The sequence below is a fragment of the Pseudomonas izuensis genome (assembly GCF_002356535.2).
In the GTDB taxonomy this organism is placed as follows: domain Bacteria; phylum Pseudomonadota; class Gammaproteobacteria; order Pseudomonadales; family Pseudomonadaceae; genus Aquipseudomonas; species Aquipseudomonas izuensis.
In genome coordinates this window covers 695,854-714,685 of sequence record NZ_AP017423.2, presented here as the reverse complement: position 1 = coordinate 714,685, position 18,832 = coordinate 695,854, and the positions used below count along the sequence as shown (strand labels likewise).

Sequence of the window (18,832 nt, the reverse complement as noted above, 5' to 3'; positions counted from 1 at the left end):
GGCGTTGTGTCAGTCACTGATGATGTTGACTGCAATGCAGCTTTCGCGAGCAGGCTCGCTCCCACAGGTTCAGAGGTAACACGCCAGCCATCAAAAGGTTCTAGAGCGCCATTTCCAGCTCGGTTTCCCTTGCGAACCGGTGAATTTCACGCTGCCCTGCAACGGTCACCTGCAAGGCCCGCGAATCGTTGGGCAGGCACAGCCAGCCGGACTGCATGAACAACTGCAACAACGCCGCTCCCAGTGATCCGCCCATGTGCGGGCGTCTTTCACTCCAGTCGGGACACGCGCACGCGGACTTGCCATTGCGATGGGCCAACGCCTGGATGAATACACCACGTGCCGCCAACGCATTGGCCCCCTTGAGCGTTATCGTGACCCGTTGATCGAACTGTTCTATCCAGCCCGCTTCCAGCAAACGCTGATACAGGTCGGCGGCCAGGGTGCCGCCCAGATGATCGTCGCAAAGCCGAGCGCGCAACAAAGACGAGCGCCTGGCTTGAGGCTTGGCGAGGGGTGTGGTGTGTTTGAAGATATCCGGAGTTTCCCGGGGCGTGCTGGCCAGCGTCGCGCTTGCCAGGGCTTCGATCGCGGCCCCGACTTCGGGGGTGCTCAAACGGAAAAAGCGCTTGCGTCCCCGGGTTTCGACTTTCAACAAACCTCCCGCGGACAAACGCCCCAAATGGGCGCTGGCCGACGATGGCGACAGACCGGCCAACAGAGCCAGCTCTTCGGCCTGGCGCGCCGATCCGTCCATCAAGGCCCACATCATCGCGCTGCGCTTTGGGTCAGCCAGTAAGGTGGCTATCTGGCTGATGCAAGGTGCATGTTCCATGAATTCACTCCCTGTTGAATCGTTCGTCTACTGCTCTGAGACATCTTGACCAGTCATGCGCCGTCGGCCAAGACGTGGAAATCGCCATACACCAGACAAAGTCATCGCTAACGTGAGCCAACACCGGACAAAGGTCGCCGGGGCCCGGCGATAGAGCACTGGACAAGGCTGGATCCAGCGTGGCTTCGCGCTTGCGAATGACGGTGCGGAGATGAGGCGATCGCTAGTATAGGCGGGTTGACCGTCGGTTCCTGCCCCCCGCAAACCGCTGGTGGTGATAGTTCCTGAGGGAAATTTCGCTTTTTTCCTGCGACTAATGACCGATTCTCGAGAACCCCGGAAAATGACTGCTCAACCGGGCGCATCGACTGGCAAGCATTTCCCGTAACAGGTTCACCGGCTTACTCAATTGTGCGCGATGGGCGCACAACAGATTCAGCGGTGCGCGCTCACAAAGCAGTTCAGGCATTAGCACTTTCAATCGACCGGCGAGCACATCGGCAGCCACATCAAGCCAGGACTTGTAAGCAATACCGGCTCCCGCCACGGCCCATAGCCGCACGACATCGGCATCGTCGCTGAAACGATCACCGCTGACCGTCAGGCCGACCTCGCGTTTACCGTCGTGGAAACTCCAGTGATCGTGGACCCGGCTGCCGAGCATAAACAGCAGACAATTGTGTTGAGCCAATTGCTCCAGTTGCCGTGGCTCGCCGTGTCGGGCCAGATAGCTTGGCGCCGCACAGAGCACACGCCGGTTATGCGGGGCGATGGGCAAAGCCACGAGGCTGGAGTCTTCCGGTTCGCCGTAGCGCAGGGCAATGTCCACCGGTTGGCGGAACAGATCGGCGATACGGTCACCCAGCAACAAACGTACGGTGAGCTTGGGGTGCTCGCGTTGAAACTCGTCCAGCCAGGGCAGCAATAAGTTACGACCGAAATCCGACGGCGCCGACAACTGCAACACACCGCTGACTTGATCCTGGCTGCTGGCCAATAAACGCCGGCCCTCGTCGAGATTGCTCAAAGCCGCCCGGGCATACTCAAGAAAGCCTTCACCCTCGGCGGTCAGGCGCAGGCTGCGGGTCGAACGGGCGAGCAAACGGGCGCCCAAGTGCTGTTCGATGCGTTTCAATGCCGCACTGGCCACCGCCGCCGACATGTCCATGCCCCGTGCGGCCGCCGACAGACTGCCCAGGTCTGCCGCCCGAACGAACAGCTGCAAGTCATCGAAACGCAGCATTCAAAGCCCCTATTATCAAAAAAATATTGAAAGAGACTGCTCTTTTAGCGGGTTTTATCCTCTGGAGAAATAGCCAATCATCTGCCCCATCGATTCTTTCTTTCAGTACCGTCCGGAGCTCCCATGAAAGCCATTGCCTATTACGCGTCCCTGCCGATCAGCGACGAAAAATCCCTGCAAGATATCGAACTGCCGGAACCGGTCGCCGGACCTCGGGACTTGCTGGTGGAGGTCAAGGCCATTTCGGTCAACCCGGTGGACACCAAGGTCCGTCAGAACGTCCAGCCCGAAGGTGGCACCGCAAAAGTGCTGGGTTGGGATGTGGCCGGCATCGTCAAGGCGGTCGGCAGTGACGTGACCCTGTTCAAAGCCGGCGACAAGGTGTTCTACGCCGGGTCCATCGCCCGCGCCGGCGGTAACAGCGAACTGCACGTGGTGGATGAGCGGATCGTAGGCCATATGCCGAAAACCCTCGGTTTCGCCGAAGCCGCCGCTCTGCCGTTGACCGCCATTACCGCGTGGGAATTGCTCTTCGAACGCCTGCAAGTGCGAGAAGGCAGCGTTGATGAAGGCCAGAGCCTGCTGATCGTCGGTGCCGCCGGTGGCGTCGGCTCGATCCTGACGCAGCTGGCGAAACAACTCACCGGGCTGAACGTCATCGGCACCGCTTCGCGTCCACAGACCCATAGCTGGGTGAAAGAGCTCGGCGCCGATCAGGTGATCGATCACAGCCAGCCGCTGAGCGAGGAACTCAAGCGTGCAGGCATCCATCAGGTGACCCACGTCGCCAGCCTGACCCAGACCGATCATCACCTGGATCAATTGGTCGAGGCGCTGGCACCACAGGGCAAACTCGCGCTGATCGACGACCCTAAATCCCTGGACGTGACCAAGCTCAAGCGCAAGAGCCTGTCGCTGCATTGGGAGTTCATGTACACCCGCTCGCTGTTTGAAACCGCGGACATGATCGAACAGCACAAGCTGCTCAATCGCGTGGCCCAGCTGATCGATGCCGGCACCTTGAAGACCACGGTCGGCGAGCACTTCGGCAGCATCAACGCGAGCAATCTGCGCCGTGCCCATGCGCTGCTGGAAAGCGGAAAATCCAAGGGCAAGATCGTGCTGGAAGGGTTTTAAGCCAGTAGGACCCGGCTTGTTGGCGATAGGGCCCTTGGATGGTTCAAGGACGCCATCGCTGGCAAGCGGATTGGTGCTGGCGGATACAACTGCGATCTTATGCCGTCAGTCCGACAGTTGACCCTTGTCACAATGGTGATCGTATTCAGGACTACAATCGAAATCTCTGCGAGACAATCTTTTACATGAGGAGGTCAGTAATGAAGATCCTGATAAAAGAATTGGCAAAATCCCAGTGGCAGGTCCGCCTGGACCAACATGCTGTAACGTTCCGCAGCGAAGCCGAAGCCCGAGCTTTCACCAATACCCTCGAAGCGCGACTGCAAGCTCCCCATCAGATTCCCGACCGCCAACAACGTGCTGCCGTTGGCTGAGCCCGTCCTCAGACCTGGGCTTGCGCCAGTGCCCGGGCATTCTGCAAACGCCGGGTGAGCATCGCCACGCTCACCACCAGAACTCCGCACAGGCTGATGACCATGGCCATCGGCATGGCGCTGCCATCGTGCAAAACACCCACCAGCGCGGCGGCGCCGGCGGCCACACTGAATTGCAGGCAACCGAGCATCGCCGAAGCACTGCCGGCCCGTGCACCTTGGCCATTCATCGCACAGGCCGAAGCGTTGGGAAGGATGCAGCCAAGGCTGGCGATGCAGATGAACAACGGCACCAGCAACGGCCACAGTTGCGCGGTGTGCAAGGCGCTGACGGCAAGCAGGGTCAGACCCGCGCCGAGGTAAACCCACACGGCGCGTGCCAACAGGAATGCAGGTCCGCGCCTGGCCAGTAACCGCGCGTTGACCTGGGCCACCAGTATGAAACCCGCCGCATTGGCACCGAAGAACCAGCCAAAATGTTCGGCCGGGATGCCATAGAGTTTGATGATGACGAATGGTGACCCGGCGATGTAGGAAAACATCCCGGCGATGGCGATGCCACCGGTCAGCGCATGGCCGAGGTACACCGGATCCTTCAACAGCCGTCCGTACTGACGCAACGCCCCCGACAAGGGTTGGCGTGGTATATGGGCCGGCAGGCTTTCCGGCAAACCGAAGGCAACGGCCAATCCCGCCAATGCACTGAAACCGGTCAACGCCAGGAAAATCGACTGCCAACCGGTGGTGTTGACCAGCAACCCGCCCAGCATCGGCGCGAGAATCGGTGCCAGTCCCATCACCAGCATCAATTGCGAAAAGACCTTGGCCGAACCCACCGCATCGCATTTATCGCTGACCACGGCCCGCGAGATCACCATCCCTGCGCAACCGCCCAACGCCTGGGTGAACCGCGCGCCGATCAGCCATTCCAGGTTCGGTGCATAGGCGCACGCCAATGAGGCCGCCGTAAACAGCCCGACCCCGGTCAATAACGGGATGCGGCGCCCGAAACGATCAGCCACCGGACCGTAAGCCAACTGGCCAATGGACAAACCGAGAAAATACGCCGCCAATGTCAGCTGAACATGCTTTTCGTCCGTGCCGAAGGCGAGTGCCATGGCGGGGAACGCCGGCAAATAGAAATCGATCGCCAGCGGACCGAAAGCGCTCAAGGCGCCAAGAATGAGAATGGTACGGAAGTTCATCAGGCATCCAGTTGGACAGAAGTCGGCAGCCCGACAGTCTAGCCGCGCATGGACGCCTTGAACATTCCGATAGCTCGCTAACTATTAAAAAGATCAGGCCAGCTTCACGCCGTAACCTTCTTCGCTGATCAGTGCGATCACTTGATCGGCGCTCAATGCCGACTCGACGCCGACTTCTTTCGCCGCCAGATCGACACGCACGCTGGCCGCCGGATCCTTGGCCTGGACGGCTTGAGTGATGGCTCTGACGCAATGACCGCAAGACATGCCTTCAACATTGAACACTTGCATGGGGACGACTCCTTTAATGAAGCTTTCGAGTGAGGTTGCCCCCAGTGTCGAGCTTGCCACCATGGCAAGGTCAAGTTCTGAAGTGTTCTGCCGGGCTGGCAATCGGCCGCGTGCTCGGCCAAGCTGCGTCCATCAATGACTCGACTTCGGGAGATTCAGCCATGCGCTGGTCAGCTTTCAGCCTGTTTGGCTTCCTCAGCCTTTTCGCCGCCCTGCCTGCGGCCCATGCCGCCGGGGAGGACTATGGCGTGTTGATCATTTCCCGCGAGCGGCTGGAAGTGGCGACGAGCTGCGAGATCGGCGTGTACATCCATGATCAGCTGTCGGCGCGGTTGTTCCAGGAGCAAAGCACTTCGTTCAACCTGCCACCGGGCAACGTTTCCCTGCGTCTCAAACTGCTGCCGGGCCAGGCGCCGGGTTGCAATCCGGGCATGCTGGCGCCGGGCTCGCAGAACATCACGCTGCGTGCCGGGGAAGTGCAAAAGTACCGGATAGCGATGACGCAGGAAGGGATGTACCTCAAGCGCGCGGGCCTCGGTTACTGACACAAATCCCTTGTGGGAGTGAGCCTGCTCGCGAAGGAGGCGTGTCAGTAAACGATGATGTTGATAGGACGACCGCTTTCGCGAGCAGGCTCGCTCCCACAGGGGAACGGCGGCAATTTGCGGATTGGCGCTTGACCTTGCCAACATGGCAAGGTTGATCCTGTAGACATCTTCTACAGGGAGCGTGCCCCATGTCCGAATCCACCACTTTCGATCTGCCGATTGCCGGCATGACCTGCGCCAGTTGCGCCGGACGTGTCGAGCGAGCCTTGAGCAACGTCATCGGCGCCAGCGCCGTCAGTGTCAACCTGGCCACCGAGCAGGCGCGGGTTCAAGCGCCAATGGGCAGTCTTCCGGCCTTGATGGAAGCCGTGGAAAACGCCGGTTACAGCGTGCCGCAGCAGAGCCTGGAATTGAGCATCGACGGCATGACCTGCGCTTCCTGCGTCGGCCGCGTCGAGCGGGCACTGAACAAAGTGCCTGGGGTAAGGAGCGTCAGTGTGAACCTGGCCAACGAACGCGCCCATCTGGACCTGCTCGGGCAGGTCGATGCGCAAACCCTGATCGCCGCCGTGACCAAGGCCGGTTATACCGCCAGCGTCCGGGAAGCCGAACATCCGGCCACCGATACCCAACAGACCCGCCTGCACCGCGAACGCTGGGCCTTGATCGCGGCCATCGTCCTCGCCTTGCCGCTGGTGCTGCCGATGTTGTTGCAACCGTTCGGCGTGCACTGGATGCTCCCGGCCTGGGCGCAATTCGTGTTGGCCACGCCGGTGCAGTTCATCTTCGGCGCGCGGTTTTACGTCGCTGCATGGAAAGCCGTGCGCGCCGGTGCCGGCAACATGGACTTGCTGGTCGCCCTGGGTACCAGCGCCGGGTATGGCTTGAGTGTCTATGAATGGGCCACCGCCGACGGGCGCATGCCGCACCTGTATTTCGAAGCCTCGGCCGTGGTGATCGCCCTGGTGCTGTTGGGCAAATACCTTGAAAGCCGCGCCAAGCGCCAGACCGCCAGCGCCATTCGCGCCCTTGAGGCGTTGCGCCCGGAGCGGGCGATTCAGGTGATAGACGGACATGAGCAGGACGTCGCGATCAGCGACCTGCGCCTCAATGATCTGGTGCTGGTCAAACCCGGCGAACGCTTCCCGGTGGACGGTGAAGTGGTCGACGGCCAGAGCCATGCCGACGAAGCATTGATCAGCGGCGAAAGCCTGCCAGTGCCCAAGCAACCTGGCGATCACGTCACGGGCGGCGCGATCAATGGTGAAGGTCGATTGCTGGTTCGCACTCAGGCACTCGGCGCGGAAACCGTACTGGCCCGGATTATTCGCCTGGTTGAAGACGCTCAGGCGGCCAAGGCACCCATTCAGAAGCTGGTGGATAAAGTCAGCCAGGTATTCGTGCCGGTGGTTCTGTTGCTGGCCCTGGCCACCTTGATCGGCTGGTGGTTGTACGGCGCGCCCCTGGAAACCGCGCTGATCAATGCCGTCGCGGTCCTGGTGATCGCATGCCCATGCGCGCTGGGGTTGGCCACACCGACGGCGATCATGGCCGGCACCGGGGTGGCGGCGCGCTACGGCATTCTGATCAAGGACGCCGAAGCGCTGGAACGTGCCCATGAAGTCAGTTCGGTGGTGTTCGACAAGACCGGCACCCTCACCTCGGGCACCCCACGTATCGCCCACTTAAGTGCCGTCGACGGTGACGAAGCCAGCCTGTTGCAAGTGGCCGGTGCCCTGCAACGCGGCAGTGAGCATCCACTGGCCAAGGCGGTGCTGGACGAATGCGCGCAACGCGGCCTGATCGTGGCCGATGTCAACGACAGCCAGTCCCTGACCGGACGCGGCATAGCCGGTAGCCTCGATGGGCGACGGTTAGCCTTGGGCAATCGGCGTCTACTGGAAGAAAGCGGTTTGAGCGCAGGCGATTTGGCCGGCGTGGCCACCGCGTGGGAGACCGAAGGGCGGACCCTGTCCTGGCTGATCGAGCAACAGCCGCGGCTCCGAGTCCTGGGGCTGTTCGCTTTCGGCGACACGCTCAAGCCCGGCGCTCAGCACGCGGTGCAACAACTCAAGGCACGAAACATCAGCAGTCACCTGTTGACCGGCGACAATCGTGGCAGCGCCAAAGTGGTTGCCGATGCGCTGGGCATCACCAACGTGCACGCTGAAGTGCTGCCGGCGGACAAAGCCGCCGAGGTCGCGGCCCTGAAGAAAACCGGTGTGGTGGCGATGGTCGGTGACGGTATCAATGATGCGCCGGCACTGGCCGCCGCCGACATCGGCATCGCCATGGGCGGCGGCACCGACGTGGCCATGCACGCTGCCGGGATTACCCTGATGCGCGGCGATCCGCGCCTGGTGCCGGCGGCGCTGGAGATCAGCCGCAAGACCTACGCGAAGATCCGGCAAAACCTGTTCTGGGCCTTCGTCTATAACCTGATCGGCATTCCCCTGGCGGCCTTCGGCTTTCTCAACCCGGTGCTGGCCGGCGCGGCCATGGCGTTGTCGAGCGTCAGCGTGGTGAGCAATGCGCTACTGTTGAAAACCTGGAAACCCACGGATCTGGAGGACAATCGATGAACATCGGCCAAGCGGCTCGCCACAGCGGCCTGAGCGCGAAGATGATCCGTTATTACGAGTCGATCGGCCTGCTCCAGGCGGCTCATCGCACTGACAGCGGTTACCGGGTGTATGGCGATGAGGACCTGCACACCCTGGCCTTCATCAAGCGTTCCCGGGACCTGGGGTTTTCCCTGGAGGAGGTCGGCAAACTGCTGACCCTCTGGCAAGACCGCCAGCGTGCCAGCGCCGATGTGAAAGCCTTGGCCCGCCAGCACATCGACGAGCTGAACCAGAAAATCCGCGAGCTGGGCCAATTGCGCGATACCTTGCAGGACCTGGTGGAGCATTGTCAGGGGGATCACCGGCCTGATTGTCCGATTCTCAAGGAGCTGGAATCGGGGTGTTGCGCTGAACCGGTGCGTGCCTGATTGAAAAACTAACCCTTGTGGGAGCGAGCCTGCTCGCGATGAGGCCAGCACATTCAACATCTCGAGTTACTGACACACCGCTTTCGCGAGCAGGCTCGCTCCTACAGGGTGCAGGTGTCGGGCACAAAAAAACCGGCCGAAGCCGGTTTTTTCGTTCAACCGATCACTGCATCCACGGCGGAGGCGGCTCTTCGGTTTTGCCCGGTGGCGCATCGTCCGCGGCGCGGGCCGCTTGCTTGCGTTCTTCATCCAGGCGCGCGGCCTCGATCTCGCGCATGATGCCGCCGACATCGGCCAACTCTTCCGGTTCGTCGAATTCGCCAGTCAGGACGCTGGCCGGGTGCAACGTACCGGCCTCGTACAAGGCCCACATTTCCTTGGCATACCGGGTCTTTTTCAACTCCGGCGCAAAACGCCCGAAGTAGGACGCCATGTTGCCCACGTCCCGCTCCAGCATGCTGAACGCGTGGTTATTACCCGCCGCGTCCACCGCTTGCGGCAAGTCGATGATCACCGGGCCGGTCGGAGTCAGCAAAACGTTGAACTCGGACAGGTCGCCGTGCACCAGGCCGGTACACAACATCAGCACGATCTGCGAAATCAGGTACGCGTGGTACTCGCGCGCCTGATCCGGCTCCAGGACCACGTCGTTCAGACGCGGCGCGGCATCACCGTACTCATCGGCCACCAACTCCATCAGCAGCACGCCTTCGAGGAAGTCATACGGCTTGGGCACTCGCACACCGGCATTGGCCAGGCGAAACAGCGCAGCCACTTCGGCGTTCTGCCAGGCGTCTTCGGTTTCCTTGCGGCCAAACTTGGAACCCTTGGCCATGGCCCGGGCCTGACGGCTGTTGCGTACCTTGCGGCCTTCCTGATACTCGGCCGCCTGACGAAAACTGCGTTTGTTCGCCTCCTTGTAGACCTTCGCGCAACGTAACTGGTTACCGCAGCGCACCACATAAACAGCTGCTTCTTTACCACTCATGAGTGGGCGCAGCACTTCGTCGACCAGACCGTCCTCGATCAGGGGTTCAATGCGTTTTGGAGTCTTCATCAGCTTTTATTGTGGGTCCTTTATTACCAAACACGCGAAAGTCATTCGTTATACGGCAATCCATCCATTCGGGGGAGGGGGTGCCGACGTACCGTTCGCAGGATTTTTCACATCAACCCTCAATTTCCGGAGGCAACAGCCGAAGCCCTGAGTGACAAACTGATTTGTCCGACAATCGTTTCCATAACAATAACGATGCCGCACTCACGGATCCGGGTTGATCAAGAACGTTTACGGCTGCCAATAAACCGCGAGTCATCTGCACTGCGTGGGCCTACAAGAAAATCTGGAGCGCGGATGAACATCAAACAGAAGTTGACCTGGGCGTTTGCAATCATCGCCTGCCTGCCCGTGGTGCTGGTCGCCACCCTCGTAGTGCTGAACTTGCGCAGTGATGCCAAGGACGAATTCGTCGACAACAGCGGTCGCGAAATCCGTCAGGTCAGTAATGCCATGCAACTGTTCTTCGACGGCATCAGCCAGAACGTCGAATACCTGGCCAGGCAATCGGTTATCAAGAACTCCGATGACAGCCTCAAGACTTACATGGACGCCAACGCCGCCAGCATTCCCCAGGGCGAGATGGACAAGAAAGTCTTCGCCTTCCTGCAGGAGCTGGGCAACGCCCATCCTTCCTACGCCTACGCCATCCTCGGCACCGCCGCCGGCGGTTACGTGTCGTGGCCGGACGATGCCAAGCTGGCCAACTACGACCCGCGTCAGCGCCCTTGGTACAAGGCAGCCCAGGCCAAACCAGGCAAGCCGTTCCGTACCGAGGCCTATTACTGGGCCGAAAACGATACGTCCTACGTCAGCACCGTACGCACCATCGACAACAAGCTGGGCACCAACGGCGGCGTGGTCAGCATCGACGTGTCGCTCAAACAGCTCACCGAACTGGTCAAACAGATCAAGCTCGGCGAAACCGGCTACCTGATGCTGCTGGAAAACTCCGGCACCGTACTGGTCGACCCGAAGCAACCGGAACACAACTTCAAGGCCCTGGGCAGCCTCGGCGAGGGTTATGCGCAACTGGCCAAGGCCGGCAAAGGCCTGGTTGAAGTGGAACTCAATGGCGAGCGCTACATGGCCAACGTCTGGCCGTCCGAGCAATTGGGCTGGACCTTCATCGGCCTGATCAAGCAAAGCGACGTGATGAGCACCGCGACCCAGCTGACCTGGTTGATCGCGATCATCGCCGCCGTACTGGCAGTGGTCTTCGCCATCGTCGGCGCCAGTTTCGCCAGTGTCATCGTGCGTCCGATCCGCAGCGTGGCCGATGGTCTGGAAGGCATTGCCCAAGGTGAAGGCGACCTGACCAAGAACCTGCAAATCCGTGGCAACGACGAAACCGCGCAACTGGCCAACTGGTTCAACCAATTCCTGGCCGCGATTCGCAACCTGATCCAGAACATCGGCGGTGCCGCGAGCAAGATTCTGGCCACGTCCAAAAGCTCGACCCAGGTCTCCAGCGACATGGCGGAAGCCGCCGGGCGCCAGCGTGAAGCGGTGGACATGGTGTCCACGGCGTTCCACGAAATGGTCGCTACCGCCAACGAAGTGGCGCGCTCGTGCAGCCAGGCCGCCGAGTCTGCCGACAGCGGCCAGCGTCAGGCCCGCGAAGGCCAGCAACAGATCGATGCCGCCGTGAGCAGCGTGGATCGCCTGAGCCAGGAAATCGAACAGTCGGCCCAGTCGATGCAACAACTGGAGCGCGACAGCAATGACATTCAGTCGATCCTCGGCACCATTCGCTCGATCGCCGAACAGACCAACCTGTTGGCGCTGAACGCCGCCATCGAAGCGGCGCGGGCCGGTGAGCAAGGTCGTGGTTTTGCGGTGGTGGCGGATGAAGTTCGGGCGCTGGCCAAGCGTACGGCCGACTCCACGGCGGAAATCGACGGGCTGCTGGGCAACCTGGCCAAACGCACCAGCCAGGTAACGCAGCAAATGCATGCCAGCCTGGAGGTATCGCAGCAGTCGGTGACGCGCATCGGCGAAGCACGCAGTAGCTTCGGGCAGATTCGCGAGTCGGTGGACGTGATTCGCGACATGAACACCCAGATCGCCACGGCGGCGGAACAACAGCACCAGGTGGCCGAAGACATCAACCGGCACATCAGCCAGATTCACGGCGACGCGCAACTGGTGGCCGAACTGGCGAACTCGGCACGCCTGGACTCCCAGAGCCTGGCCGGGCTGTCGAATGAGCTGGATGGGTTGGTGCGCCGCTTCCGGACCTGATCAGGGGCCGCTTTGCGGCCAATCGCGGGCAAGCCCGCTCCCACAGGGTCCGCATTGTCCTTGTGGGAGCTGGCTTGCCAGCGATGGGGCCGTCACTGCCGAAACAACTCCCCCGGGGTAAACCCGAACAGACTCTTGAACGCCGCAATAAACGCCGACGTCGAGTCATACCCGCAGGCCAGCGCGGCATTGGTCACGCTGTCTCCCTCCTCCAGCAAACTCAGCGACGACAGCAACCGCATGCGCTGGCGCCAGCCGCGAAAGCTCAACCCGGTTTCGCGCTGAAACAGGCGCATCAGGGTTTTTTCCGACGTGCCCAAACGCTCTGCCCACGCCTGCAGAGTCACATTGCGCTCCGGATTTTCGATCAACTCGTTGCACAACCCCAACAACCGCTCATGGCGGGGTAACGGCAAGGAGAACCCGACTTCCGGCAACGCTGCCAGTTGATCCAGCAACACACTCACCAGTCGTGCTTCCGGGCTATCGCCCTGTGGATACTCCACGGGCAGCAGGCAGAAACTCTTGATCAGCTCCCGGGCCAGCGGCGTCACTTCCAACACCCGACAGCGCCCGTCCGCCCACTGGCAATCCTCGCGGCGCACATACAGGCTGCGCATTTCGGCGCGCATCGAGGTCACCACCTGGTGCTCAAGATCCGCCGGAATCCAGATGCCCCACTGCGGCGGCGCGAAGAAACTGCCTTCGGCGGTGTGCACGCCGAGAACGCCGCTGATGGCGTAGGAAAACTGCACCCAATCGTGGCGATGGGACGGCGTCCACGAACCGGCGTTGAGGCTCTCCACCCGTGCATACAGAGGGCGCGGTAGTGCAGTGAGTGGCGGGATGCTGCGTTCGAGTGACACTTGTCCGTTGGTCGGCATTGACGGGCCTTGTGTTGCGGGACGGCTGATGGGGCGACGCTAAGCCATGTCACAAATCTATTCAACACCGACAGTTCCCCCCTGTGGGAGCGAGCCTGCTCGCGAAGACGGAGTGTCAGTCGACAATGATGTTGGCTGACCCACCGCTTTCGCGAGCAGGCTCGCTCCCACAGGGTTTCATTTCATATCGAGCAATCAACGTTCGATGATGGCGGTCACCCCCTGCCCCCCCGCCGCGCAGATTGAGACAAGTCCCCGCCCTTTCCCCGCCGCATCCAGTAGCTTCGCCAGATTGGCAACAATCCGCCCGCCCGTGGCGGCAAACGGATGCCCCGCCGCCAGCGAGCTGCCTTTGACGTTGAGTCGGCTGCGATCGATCGAGCCCAACGGTGCATCGAGCCCGAGGCGGGTTTTGCAGTAGTCCGCATCCTCCCAGGCCTTCAACGTGCACAGCACTTGCGCGGCGAAGGCTTCGTGGATTTCGTAATAATCGAAGTCCTGCAGGGTCAGGCCATTGCGGGCCAACAGACGCGGCACCGCATACACCGGAGCCATCAACAAACCTTCGGCTCCGTTGACGAAATCCACCGCTGCCGCCTCGCCATCACGCAGGTAAGCGAGAATCGGCAGGCCACGCTCCTTCGCCCACGCCTCACTGCCCAGCAGTACCAACGACGCGCCATCGGTCAGCGGCGTGGAGTTGCCCGCAGTCAGGGTGCCCTTGGCGCTTTTCTCGTAGGCCGGTTTGAGGGCGGCGAGCTTTTCCAGTGTCGAGTCCGGGCGCAGGTTGTTGTCGCGGGTGAGGCCCAGGTAGGGTGTGATCAAATCGTTGTGCCAGCCCTCGGCATAGGACGCGGCCAATTTCTGATGACTCTCCAGGGCCAGTTGATCCTGTGCTTCACGGGAAATGCTCCAGGTCTGCGCCATCAACTCGCAATGCTGCCCCATGGATAAACCGGTGCGCGGCTCGCCGTTGCGCGGGAACTCGGGGACCAGGTGACGGAGGCGCAATTGCAGGAAGGTTTTGAGTTTGTCGCCGGTACTCTTCGCGCGGTTGGCTTGTAGCAGAATCTTGCGCAACCCTTCGCTGACACTGATCGGCGCATCGGAGGTGGTGTCGACGCCACCGGCAATGCCACACTCGATCTGGCCCAGGGCAATCTTGTTCGCCACCAGCAGTGCCGCTTCCAGCCCGGTGCCGCAGGCTTGCTGAATGTCATAGGCGGGTGTCGAGGGCGAGAGCCGCGAACCGAGCACGCACTCGCGGGTCAGGTTCATGTCCCGTGACAGCTTGAGCACCGCCCCGGCGACCACCTCGCCGATGCGCAGGCCATGCAGGTTGTAACGCTCGATCAGACCTTCAAGCGCGGCGGTGAGCATGGCCTGGTTACTGGCGGTTGCGTACGGTCCATTGGAGCGGGCGAAGGGGATGCGGTTACCGCCGATGATCGCGACACGACGCAGTTGAGTCATGAAAAGCTCCTGATGAAATACCCGAAAGTTGAGCCAATCCCTTGTAGGAGCAAAGCTTGCTCGCGATGACGGTGGGTCAGCTACATTCATGTCAACTGACACACCATCATCGCGAGCAAGCTTTGCTCCTACAGGGATTGCGTTGCCATAACCTGAGCGTAGGCCTTATCTCGCGGATCGAACGACCGATCGCCATTGATGGTCCACACTTTGTATCCCAGCTACCGGAGCGCGTTCCATGTCTGACCGCTATATCGACTTCGCCAATTCGTCTATCGGCCATCGCCTTGTCGGGGCCATCGGCCTGCCTTCGCCGGTGCGCCTGGAACGCTGGCAGGCCGGCCGCCTGCGTCCGGTCGAGGGTGCGTTGCTGATCGGTGGCGGGCCGTTGGCGGAGAAAGTCAGCGCGTTCGCCAACCGCCTGACCGACGCGATCTACAGCTACGGCACCGACCCTTCGATGGCCACGGCATGGATCCCCGGCCACGGCCCGAAACTCAAAGCGGTGGTGTTCGACGCCAGCGACCTGGTGCAGACCGACCAGCTCAAACAACTGCGCGAGTTCTTCCAGCCCCTGATGAAAAACCTCGATCATTGCGCGCATCTGGTGATCCTGGGACGTGACCCGCAGACCTTGAGCGCCCCCTTCGCAGCCAGTACCCAGCGTGCCCTGGAAGGTTTCAGTCGTTCGCTGGCCAAGGAACTGCGCAGCGGCGGCACCCTGCAACTGATCCTCGTCGGCGAAGGTGCCGAAGACCAACTCGAAGGCCCGCTGCGGTTTTTCCTCTCACCGAAAAGCGCGTTCGTCTCCGGGCAAGTGGTCCGCCTGAACGCCTGCGCCACTCAGGTGACGGACTGGACCCGCCCGTTGGCCGGACGCAAGGCACTGGTCACCGGTGCCGCACGGGGTATCGGCGCTTCCATTGCCGAAACCCTGGCCCGCGATGGTGCCGAGGTCATCCTGCTGGACGTGCCACCGGCGAAAAACGATCTCGAAGCCCTGGCCGCGCGCCTCGGCGGGCGCAGCGTCACCCTGGACATCTGCGCTGAAGGCGCCGCCACGCAGTTGATCGAACAGTTGCCCGACGGCGTCGATATCGTGGTGCACAACGCCGGTATCACCCGGGATAAAACCCTGGCCAACATGACCCCGGATTTCTGGGACGCGGTGCTCGCGGTCAACCTCAATGCCCCGCAGGTGCTGACCAAGGCCCTGCTCGACAAGGGCACGCTGCATGACAACGGCCGGGTGATTCTGCTGGCCTCGATCAGCGGCATCGCCGGCAATCGCGGACAAACCAATTACGCGGCGAGCAAGGCCGGACTGATCGGCCTGGCGCAAGCCTGGGCGCCGTTGTTGCAGGCACGGGGCATCAGCATCAATGCGGTGGCCCCCGGTTTTATCGAAACCCAGATGACCGCGCGCGTTCCGTTCGGTCTGCGCGAGGCCGGGCGGCGCATGAGTTCCCTGGGCCAGGGTGGCCTGCCGCAGGATGTGGCCGAAGCGGTGGCGTGGCTGGCGCAACCGGGCACCGGCGCCTTCACCGGACAGGCGCTGCGCGTCTGCGGACAAAGTGTTCTGGGGGCCTGAAGCATGACGACTGACTGGCACATGCTCACACGCGAACCCGGCCTGCCGGCGTTGTACGCAAAAGCCGCGACGCGGCGCAAGATCACCGGCACCTCCCTACCCGACTCGGGACTGCGCTGCTGGGTCGATGTCGAACCGCAGCGGCTGGCGGCCTATCGCAACGTCTGCGGTTTCGACGACAACAGCCTGCTGCCACCGACCTACCCCCACATCCTCGCCTTCGCCTTGCAGATGCAGTTACTCACCGCCCGGGAGTTTCCGTTCCCGTTGCTGGGGTTGATTCACCTGGGCAATCGCATTCGAGTGTTACGCCCCATGGGTGGGCTCCATCGGGCGCGGATCGGCGTGAAAGTGCAGAACCTGCAACCTCATGCCAAGGGCGCGACGTTCGAGCTGGTGACGACCCTGGATGATCAGTTGGGGACGCTGTGGGAAGCCGAAAGCCAGATGCTCTGTCGCGGCGTCAAGCTGGAGGGCGAGCCTGTCGAAGAAGCGCTGGCTTCGACGCTGGCACTGACCCAGATTGCCCAGTGGAAAGCACCCTCGGACATCGGCCGGCAGTACGCCAGGGTCTCTGGTGACTACAACCCGATTCACCTCAGTGCGGCCAGTGCCAGACTGTTCGGATTTCCTTGTGCCATCGCCCACGGACTGTGGAACAAGGCGCGCACGCTCGCCGCGCTGGCGGATCATTTGCCGGCGGCGAACATCGAGATCACGGTGCAGTTCAAGAAACCGGTGCGCCTGCCCAGCCAAGTGGCGTTACTGGCCAGCGCGGCGGGGTCCAGTGGTGCACTGCAGTTGATCGGGGACGGGGATCTGGAGCACATGGTGGGGCATTGGCAGCCGGTGACCTGATTCCCGACAAAACCTGTAGGAGCCGGCTTGCCGGCGAAGGCGTTCTAATGGTCAGCGCACGGTTCAAGGACGCCTTCGCTGCGATGCGGCGCCCCGACAAGCCAGCGCCTACAGGGATGGAGGGATCACCCCTTGACCAGAAAAACCTGCGGCTGCGGAAACAGATTGTTCAGCGTCTCCAGCAACCGCACGTGATAGATCGGTTTGCGAAACAGATCCAGCACCTGCAAGCGCAACATGTCACTGACATCGTCCATGTCCGCGTGCCCGGACATCACAATCACCGGCAGATGCTGGCGCGACGTGTGCTCGCGCAGCCGTTTGATCAACGACATGCCGCTCTCCTCGGGCATGCGCAAGTCGGTGATCACCAGGGCGATATCCGGATGACGCGTCAGATGATGCAATGCCAGCTTGACCGAGGTTGCCGTGAAACAGTTGAACCCTTCCCCCTCCAGCAACTCCGCCAGCTCAAGCAATGCGTCCTCTTCGTCATCGACCAGAAGAAGCTGCTGGCGCGGGGAAGCTGGAGCGATCATGGGCACCACCTGTGTGGGACTGGGCACTGACGTTGGAACCATGGCGAAAAATCAGCGGGCCACCGCCATCATGGCGCTGGCACGAGTTGATCCTTGATGATGGTGAAAATGCCCTTCACCGCCGTGGCAATGGGTGACATGAACGTCGCCAGTATCACCGCCGCCATTCCCGCGACGATCGCGTACTCGATACCCGAAGCACCCTCGGTGTCCTTGGCCAGACCTTTGTAAAAAGCGATTTCGGATTTGACCTTCTGAACCAGCTTGGAAAAAGACATGACGTATCTCCTGGAGCACCCGGGTGTTGCACAAACGCAACATGATTCCCCTATGCCAGCACCAGCATTGTCGGCATTCCCCCGACCAACAACTGTAAATACGCATTAACACGAAAGTATTAACCGTTTCGTTGACGTCAAAAAACCGTGTTATTTCTTCTATCCCGTCCTGCTCGTTAGTTATTTTTGGTCAGCTAATGGCATTTTGCTCTACCTGCGCTACGGTCAAATAGCCAAATGATTTCATGTTCATAGCTGCCTGATTGCGAATATTTCTCGTTGTTTGAACGAGTGCTTGTAGCAGCAGGAAAGGGAGAGCCGTCATGAACAGTCGTGTCACCCTGGGCCTTGCCGGGTTGTTGCTGGTGGGCGCCCTTGTCGCCGGTTACTGGGGCCTGATGCTGAGCCGTCAACCCGCCGCCGAGCCCATCGTTCAACCTACTGTCACTGCACCTGCCGCACCCGCCCCGGCGCCTGCAACGGTGGAAGACTCCACGCGCCAGCCGGTGGTCGTGCTGGTCAATGACGTGGCGCCGTACACACCCATCACCGCCGCCGACGTCACCCTGGAAAAACTGCGTACCGCACCGGCCGGTAGCCTGAGCCGACTCGATCAAGCGATTGGTCGTACACCATGGCGCGCCCTGGCCGCCGGCACCTGGCTCAATGACGAAAGCTTCGAGGCGGGCAGTAGCCTGGCGCGGATGATCCGTCCCGATGAGCGCGCCCTCGCGGTCGCCGTGGACGAAGTGATCAATGCCGGTGGCCAACTGACGCCGGGGGATTATGTCGATGTGCTGCTGTTTCTGCGCATGGACAGCAACAACCTTCAGCCATCGGCGCAGCTTGTGGTTCCGGCATTGCGGGTTCTCGGGGTGGGTGAACAATTGGGTTTGACCAATGATGGCCAGCCCTCGAGCCCCGCCCGCAACATCGAAGAAAAACTCAGGCAGGAGCAATTGCGCGCCAGCGCCCGTAGCGTTCTGCTCGCGGTGCCGGAGCAACTGGTGAGTCGCCTCATGCTCGCGACCCAGGCTGGCGTCCTGCGCCTGGCAGTACGCAGTGCCGATGAGAAACGCCTGTCACGTTATTGGGCGGGTGAAAGCGGTTCCGCAGCCAGCCTCGACAATGCCAATCGCCAGTTGCTGCAGTTCAGCCAATTGGCCATGACTGCGCCACCCAAACCCGTCAGTGCCGTGGCAGCACCGCATAAGCGGGGGGTGGAAATCATCCGTGGCAACGAACTCACTCAACAAACCCCCTGAATCAAGCAAGGACGCTTC

Annotated in this window: 18 protein-coding genes and 1 pseudogene; 10 read left to right on the top strand and 9 right to left on the bottom strand. The window is 61.4% G+C overall.

Annotation, left to right across the window (positions count from 1 at the left end; genetic code table 11):
• Window positions 1-100: 100 nt before the first annotated feature.
• Both LAB08_RS03150 and vimR read right to left on the bottom strand, forming a co-directional pair.
• Window positions 101-835 (bottom strand): ArsR/SmtB family transcription factor, encoded by a 735-nt coding sequence (locus LAB08_RS03150; RefSeq protein WP_096513561.1) that lies wholly within the window; start codon window positions 833-835, stop codon window positions 101-103.
• A gap of 313 nt (window positions 836-1,148) precedes the next feature.
• Window positions 1,149-2,078, bottom strand: coding sequence for a transcription regulator VimR (gene vimR / locus LAB08_RS03145; RefSeq protein WP_096513562.1), 930 nt, complete (start codon window positions 2,076-2,078; stop codon window positions 1,149-1,151).
• 123 nt (window positions 2,079-2,201) lie between these two features.
• On the opposite strand from vimR, the gene LAB08_RS03140 reads away from it, so the two are divergent.
• Together LAB08_RS03140 and LAB08_RS03135 are read left to right on the top strand one after the other, a co-directional pair.
• The gene (locus LAB08_RS03140; protein WP_096513563.1) at window positions 2,202-3,215 is read left to right on the top strand and encodes a zinc-binding alcohol dehydrogenase family protein; all 1,014 of its coding nucleotides are present in this window, start codon (window positions 2,202-2,204) and stop codon (window positions 3,213-3,215) included.
• Between the two features lie 200 nt (window positions 3,216-3,415).
• Entirely contained in the window at window positions 3,416-3,589 is a 174-nt protein-coding gene (locus LAB08_RS03135; RefSeq protein WP_172901633.1) for a hypothetical protein, read from the top strand.
• Window positions 3,590-3,597: 8 nt separating this feature from the next.
• On the opposite strand, the gene LAB08_RS03130 is transcribed toward LAB08_RS03135, so the two are convergent.
• Both LAB08_RS03130 and LAB08_RS03125 read right to left on the bottom strand, forming a co-directional pair.
• A complete protein-coding gene (locus LAB08_RS03130) occupies window positions 3,598-4,794 on the bottom strand; it encodes a multidrug effflux MFS transporter (RefSeq protein WP_096513564.1) in 1,197 nt (398 codons plus the stop codon).
• A gap of 93 nt (window positions 4,795-4,887) precedes the next feature.
• Window positions 4,888-5,085: a heavy-metal-associated domain-containing protein gene (locus tag LAB08_RS03125; protein WP_096513565.1), complete on the bottom strand. Its 198-nt coding sequence runs from the start codon at window positions 5,083-5,085 to the stop codon at window positions 4,888-4,890.
• Between the two features lie 161 nt (window positions 5,086-5,246).
• Between LAB08_RS03125 and LAB08_RS03120 the strand changes: the two genes are divergently transcribed.
• From LAB08_RS03120 to cueR, 3 genes are all read left to right on the top strand, one after another.
• Entirely contained in the window at window positions 5,247-5,630 is a 384-nt protein-coding gene (locus tag LAB08_RS03120) for a hypothetical protein (RefSeq protein ID WP_096513566.1), read from the top strand.
• Window positions 5,631-5,821: 191 nt separating this feature from the next.
• Entirely contained in the window at window positions 5,822-8,215 is a 2,394-nt protein-coding gene (locus tag LAB08_RS03115; RefSeq protein ID WP_096513567.1) for a heavy metal translocating P-type ATPase, read from the top strand.
• Window positions 8,212-8,625: a Cu(I)-responsive transcriptional regulator gene (cueR, locus tag LAB08_RS03110; protein WP_096513568.1), complete on the top strand. Its 414-nt coding sequence runs from the start codon at window positions 8,212-8,214 to the stop codon at window positions 8,623-8,625. Before LAB08_RS03115 ends, cueR begins: the two co-directional genes overlap by 4 nt.
• 163 nt (window positions 8,626-8,788) lie before the next feature.
• Here the strand turns inward: cueR and LAB08_RS03105 are convergent, their stop codons facing one another.
• Window positions 8,789-9,682: a PA4780 family RIO1-like protein kinase gene (locus LAB08_RS03105; RefSeq protein WP_096513569.1), complete on the bottom strand. Its 894-nt coding sequence runs from the start codon at window positions 9,680-9,682 to the stop codon at window positions 8,789-8,791.
• Window positions 9,683-9,877: 195 nt separating this feature from the next.
• Between LAB08_RS03105 and LAB08_RS30710 the strand changes: the two are divergent.
• Window positions 9,878-11,068 (top strand): annotated as a pseudogene (locus LAB08_RS30710) (cache domain-containing protein); the annotation flags it as partial.
• 90 nt (window positions 11,069-11,158) lie between these two features.
• Window positions 11,159-11,926, top strand: a complete 768-nt coding sequence (locus tag LAB08_RS30705; RefSeq protein WP_371858212.1) for a methyl-accepting chemotaxis protein — start codon at window positions 11,159-11,161, stop codon at window positions 11,924-11,926.
• 92 nt (window positions 11,927-12,018) lie between these two features.
• Here the strand turns inward: LAB08_RS30705 and LAB08_RS03095 are convergent, their stop codons facing one another.
• Both LAB08_RS03095 and LAB08_RS03090 read right to left on the bottom strand, forming a co-directional pair.
• Window positions 12,019-12,810, bottom strand: coding sequence for an AraC family transcriptional regulator (locus tag LAB08_RS03095; RefSeq protein WP_096513571.1), 792 nt, complete (start codon window positions 12,808-12,810; stop codon window positions 12,019-12,021).
• Window positions 12,811-13,005: 195 nt separating this feature from the next.
• Entirely contained in the window at window positions 13,006-14,283 is a 1,278-nt protein-coding gene (locus tag LAB08_RS03090; RefSeq protein ID WP_096513572.1) for an acetyl-CoA C-acetyltransferase, read from the bottom strand.
• 238 nt (window positions 14,284-14,521) lie between these two features.
• Between LAB08_RS03090 and LAB08_RS03085 the strand changes: the two genes are divergently transcribed.
• Both LAB08_RS03085 and LAB08_RS03080 read left to right on the top strand, forming a co-directional pair.
• Window positions 14,522-15,874 carry a 3-oxoacyl-ACP reductase gene (locus LAB08_RS03085; RefSeq protein WP_096513573.1) on the top strand — a complete coding sequence of 451 codons (1,353 nt, stop codon included), beginning with the start codon at window positions 14,522-14,524 and terminating at the stop codon, window positions 15,872-15,874.
• 3 nt (window positions 15,875-15,877) lie between these two features.
• Window positions 15,878-16,732 (top strand): MaoC family dehydratase, encoded by an 855-nt coding sequence (locus tag LAB08_RS03080; protein ID WP_096513574.1) that lies wholly within the window; start codon window positions 15,878-15,880, stop codon window positions 16,730-16,732.
• Between the two features lie 125 nt (window positions 16,733-16,857).
• Here the strand turns inward: LAB08_RS03080 and LAB08_RS03075 are convergent, their stop codons facing one another.
• Complete coding sequence (locus tag LAB08_RS03075; RefSeq protein ID WP_096513575.1) at window positions 16,858-17,271, bottom strand: response regulator; 414 nt, start codon at window positions 17,269-17,271, stop codon at window positions 16,858-16,860.
• A gap of 68 nt (window positions 17,272-17,339) precedes the next feature.
• Complete coding sequence (locus tag LAB08_RS03070; RefSeq protein ID WP_096513576.1) at window positions 17,340-17,549, bottom strand: Flp family type IVb pilin; 210 nt, start codon at window positions 17,547-17,549, stop codon at window positions 17,340-17,342.
• 323 nt (window positions 17,550-17,872) lie between these two features.
• Between LAB08_RS03070 and cpaB the strand changes: the two genes are divergently transcribed.
• On the top strand, window positions 17,873-18,814 hold the full coding sequence (gene cpaB / locus LAB08_RS03065) for a Flp pilus assembly protein CpaB (protein WP_096513577.1): 942 nt from the start codon (window positions 17,873-17,875) through the stop codon (window positions 18,812-18,814).
• Window positions 18,815-18,832 lie beyond the last annotated feature (18 nt).

Bases quoted from the DNA above. Each gene is read 5' to 3' on its own strand.
- LAB08_RS03150 (WP_096513561.1), bottom strand. From the start codon at position 835: ATGGAACATGCACCTTGCATCAGCCAGATAGCCACCTTACTGGCTGAC.
- vimR (WP_096513562.1), bottom strand. From the start codon at position 2,078: ATGCTGCGTTTCGATGACTTGCAGCTGTTCGTTCGGGCGGCAGACCTG.
- LAB08_RS03140 (WP_096513563.1), top strand. From the start codon at position 2,202: ATGAAAGCCATTGCCTATTACGCGTCCCTGCCGATCAGCGACGAAAAA.
- LAB08_RS03135 (WP_172901633.1), top strand. From the start codon at position 3,416: ATGAAGATCCTGATAAAAGAATTGGCAAAATCCCAGTGGCAGGTCCGC.
- LAB08_RS03130 (WP_096513564.1), bottom strand. From the start codon at position 4,794: ATGAACTTCCGTACCATTCTCATTCTTGGCGCCTTGAGCGCTTTCGGT.
- LAB08_RS03125 (WP_096513565.1), bottom strand. From the start codon at position 5,085: ATGCAAGTGTTCAATGTTGAAGGCATGTCTTGCGGTCATTGCGTCAGA.
- LAB08_RS03120 (WP_096513566.1), top strand. From the start codon at position 5,247: ATGCGCTGGTCAGCTTTCAGCCTGTTTGGCTTCCTCAGCCTTTTCGCC.
- LAB08_RS03115 (WP_096513567.1), top strand. From the start codon at position 5,822: ATGTCCGAATCCACCACTTTCGATCTGCCGATTGCCGGCATGACCTGC.
- cueR (WP_096513568.1), top strand. From the start codon at position 8,212: ATGAACATCGGCCAAGCGGCTCGCCACAGCGGCCTGAGCGCGAAGATG.
- LAB08_RS03105 (WP_096513569.1), bottom strand. From the start codon at position 9,682: ATGAAGACTCCAAAACGCATTGAACCCCTGATCGAGGACGGTCTGGTC.
- LAB08_RS30705 (WP_371858212.1), top strand. From the start codon at position 11,159: ATGGCGGAAGCCGCCGGGCGCCAGCGTGAAGCGGTGGACATGGTGTCC.
- LAB08_RS03095 (WP_096513571.1), bottom strand. From the start codon at position 12,810: ATGCCGACCAACGGACAAGTGTCACTCGAACGCAGCATCCCGCCACTC.
- LAB08_RS03090 (WP_096513572.1), bottom strand. From the start codon at position 14,283: ATGACTCAACTGCGTCGTGTCGCGATCATCGGCGGTAACCGCATCCCC.
- LAB08_RS03085 (WP_096513573.1), top strand. From the start codon at position 14,522: ATGTCTGACCGCTATATCGACTTCGCCAATTCGTCTATCGGCCATCGC.
- LAB08_RS03080 (WP_096513574.1), top strand. From the start codon at position 15,878: ATGACGACTGACTGGCACATGCTCACACGCGAACCCGGCCTGCCGGCG.
- LAB08_RS03075 (WP_096513575.1), bottom strand. From the start codon at position 17,271: ATGATCGCTCCAGCTTCCCCGCGCCAGCAGCTTCTTCTGGTCGATGAC.
- LAB08_RS03070 (WP_096513576.1), bottom strand. From the start codon at position 17,549: ATGTCTTTTTCCAAGCTGGTTCAGAAGGTCAAATCCGAAATCGCTTTT.
- cpaB (WP_096513577.1), top strand. From the start codon at position 17,873: ATGAACAGTCGTGTCACCCTGGGCCTTGCCGGGTTGTTGCTGGTGGGC.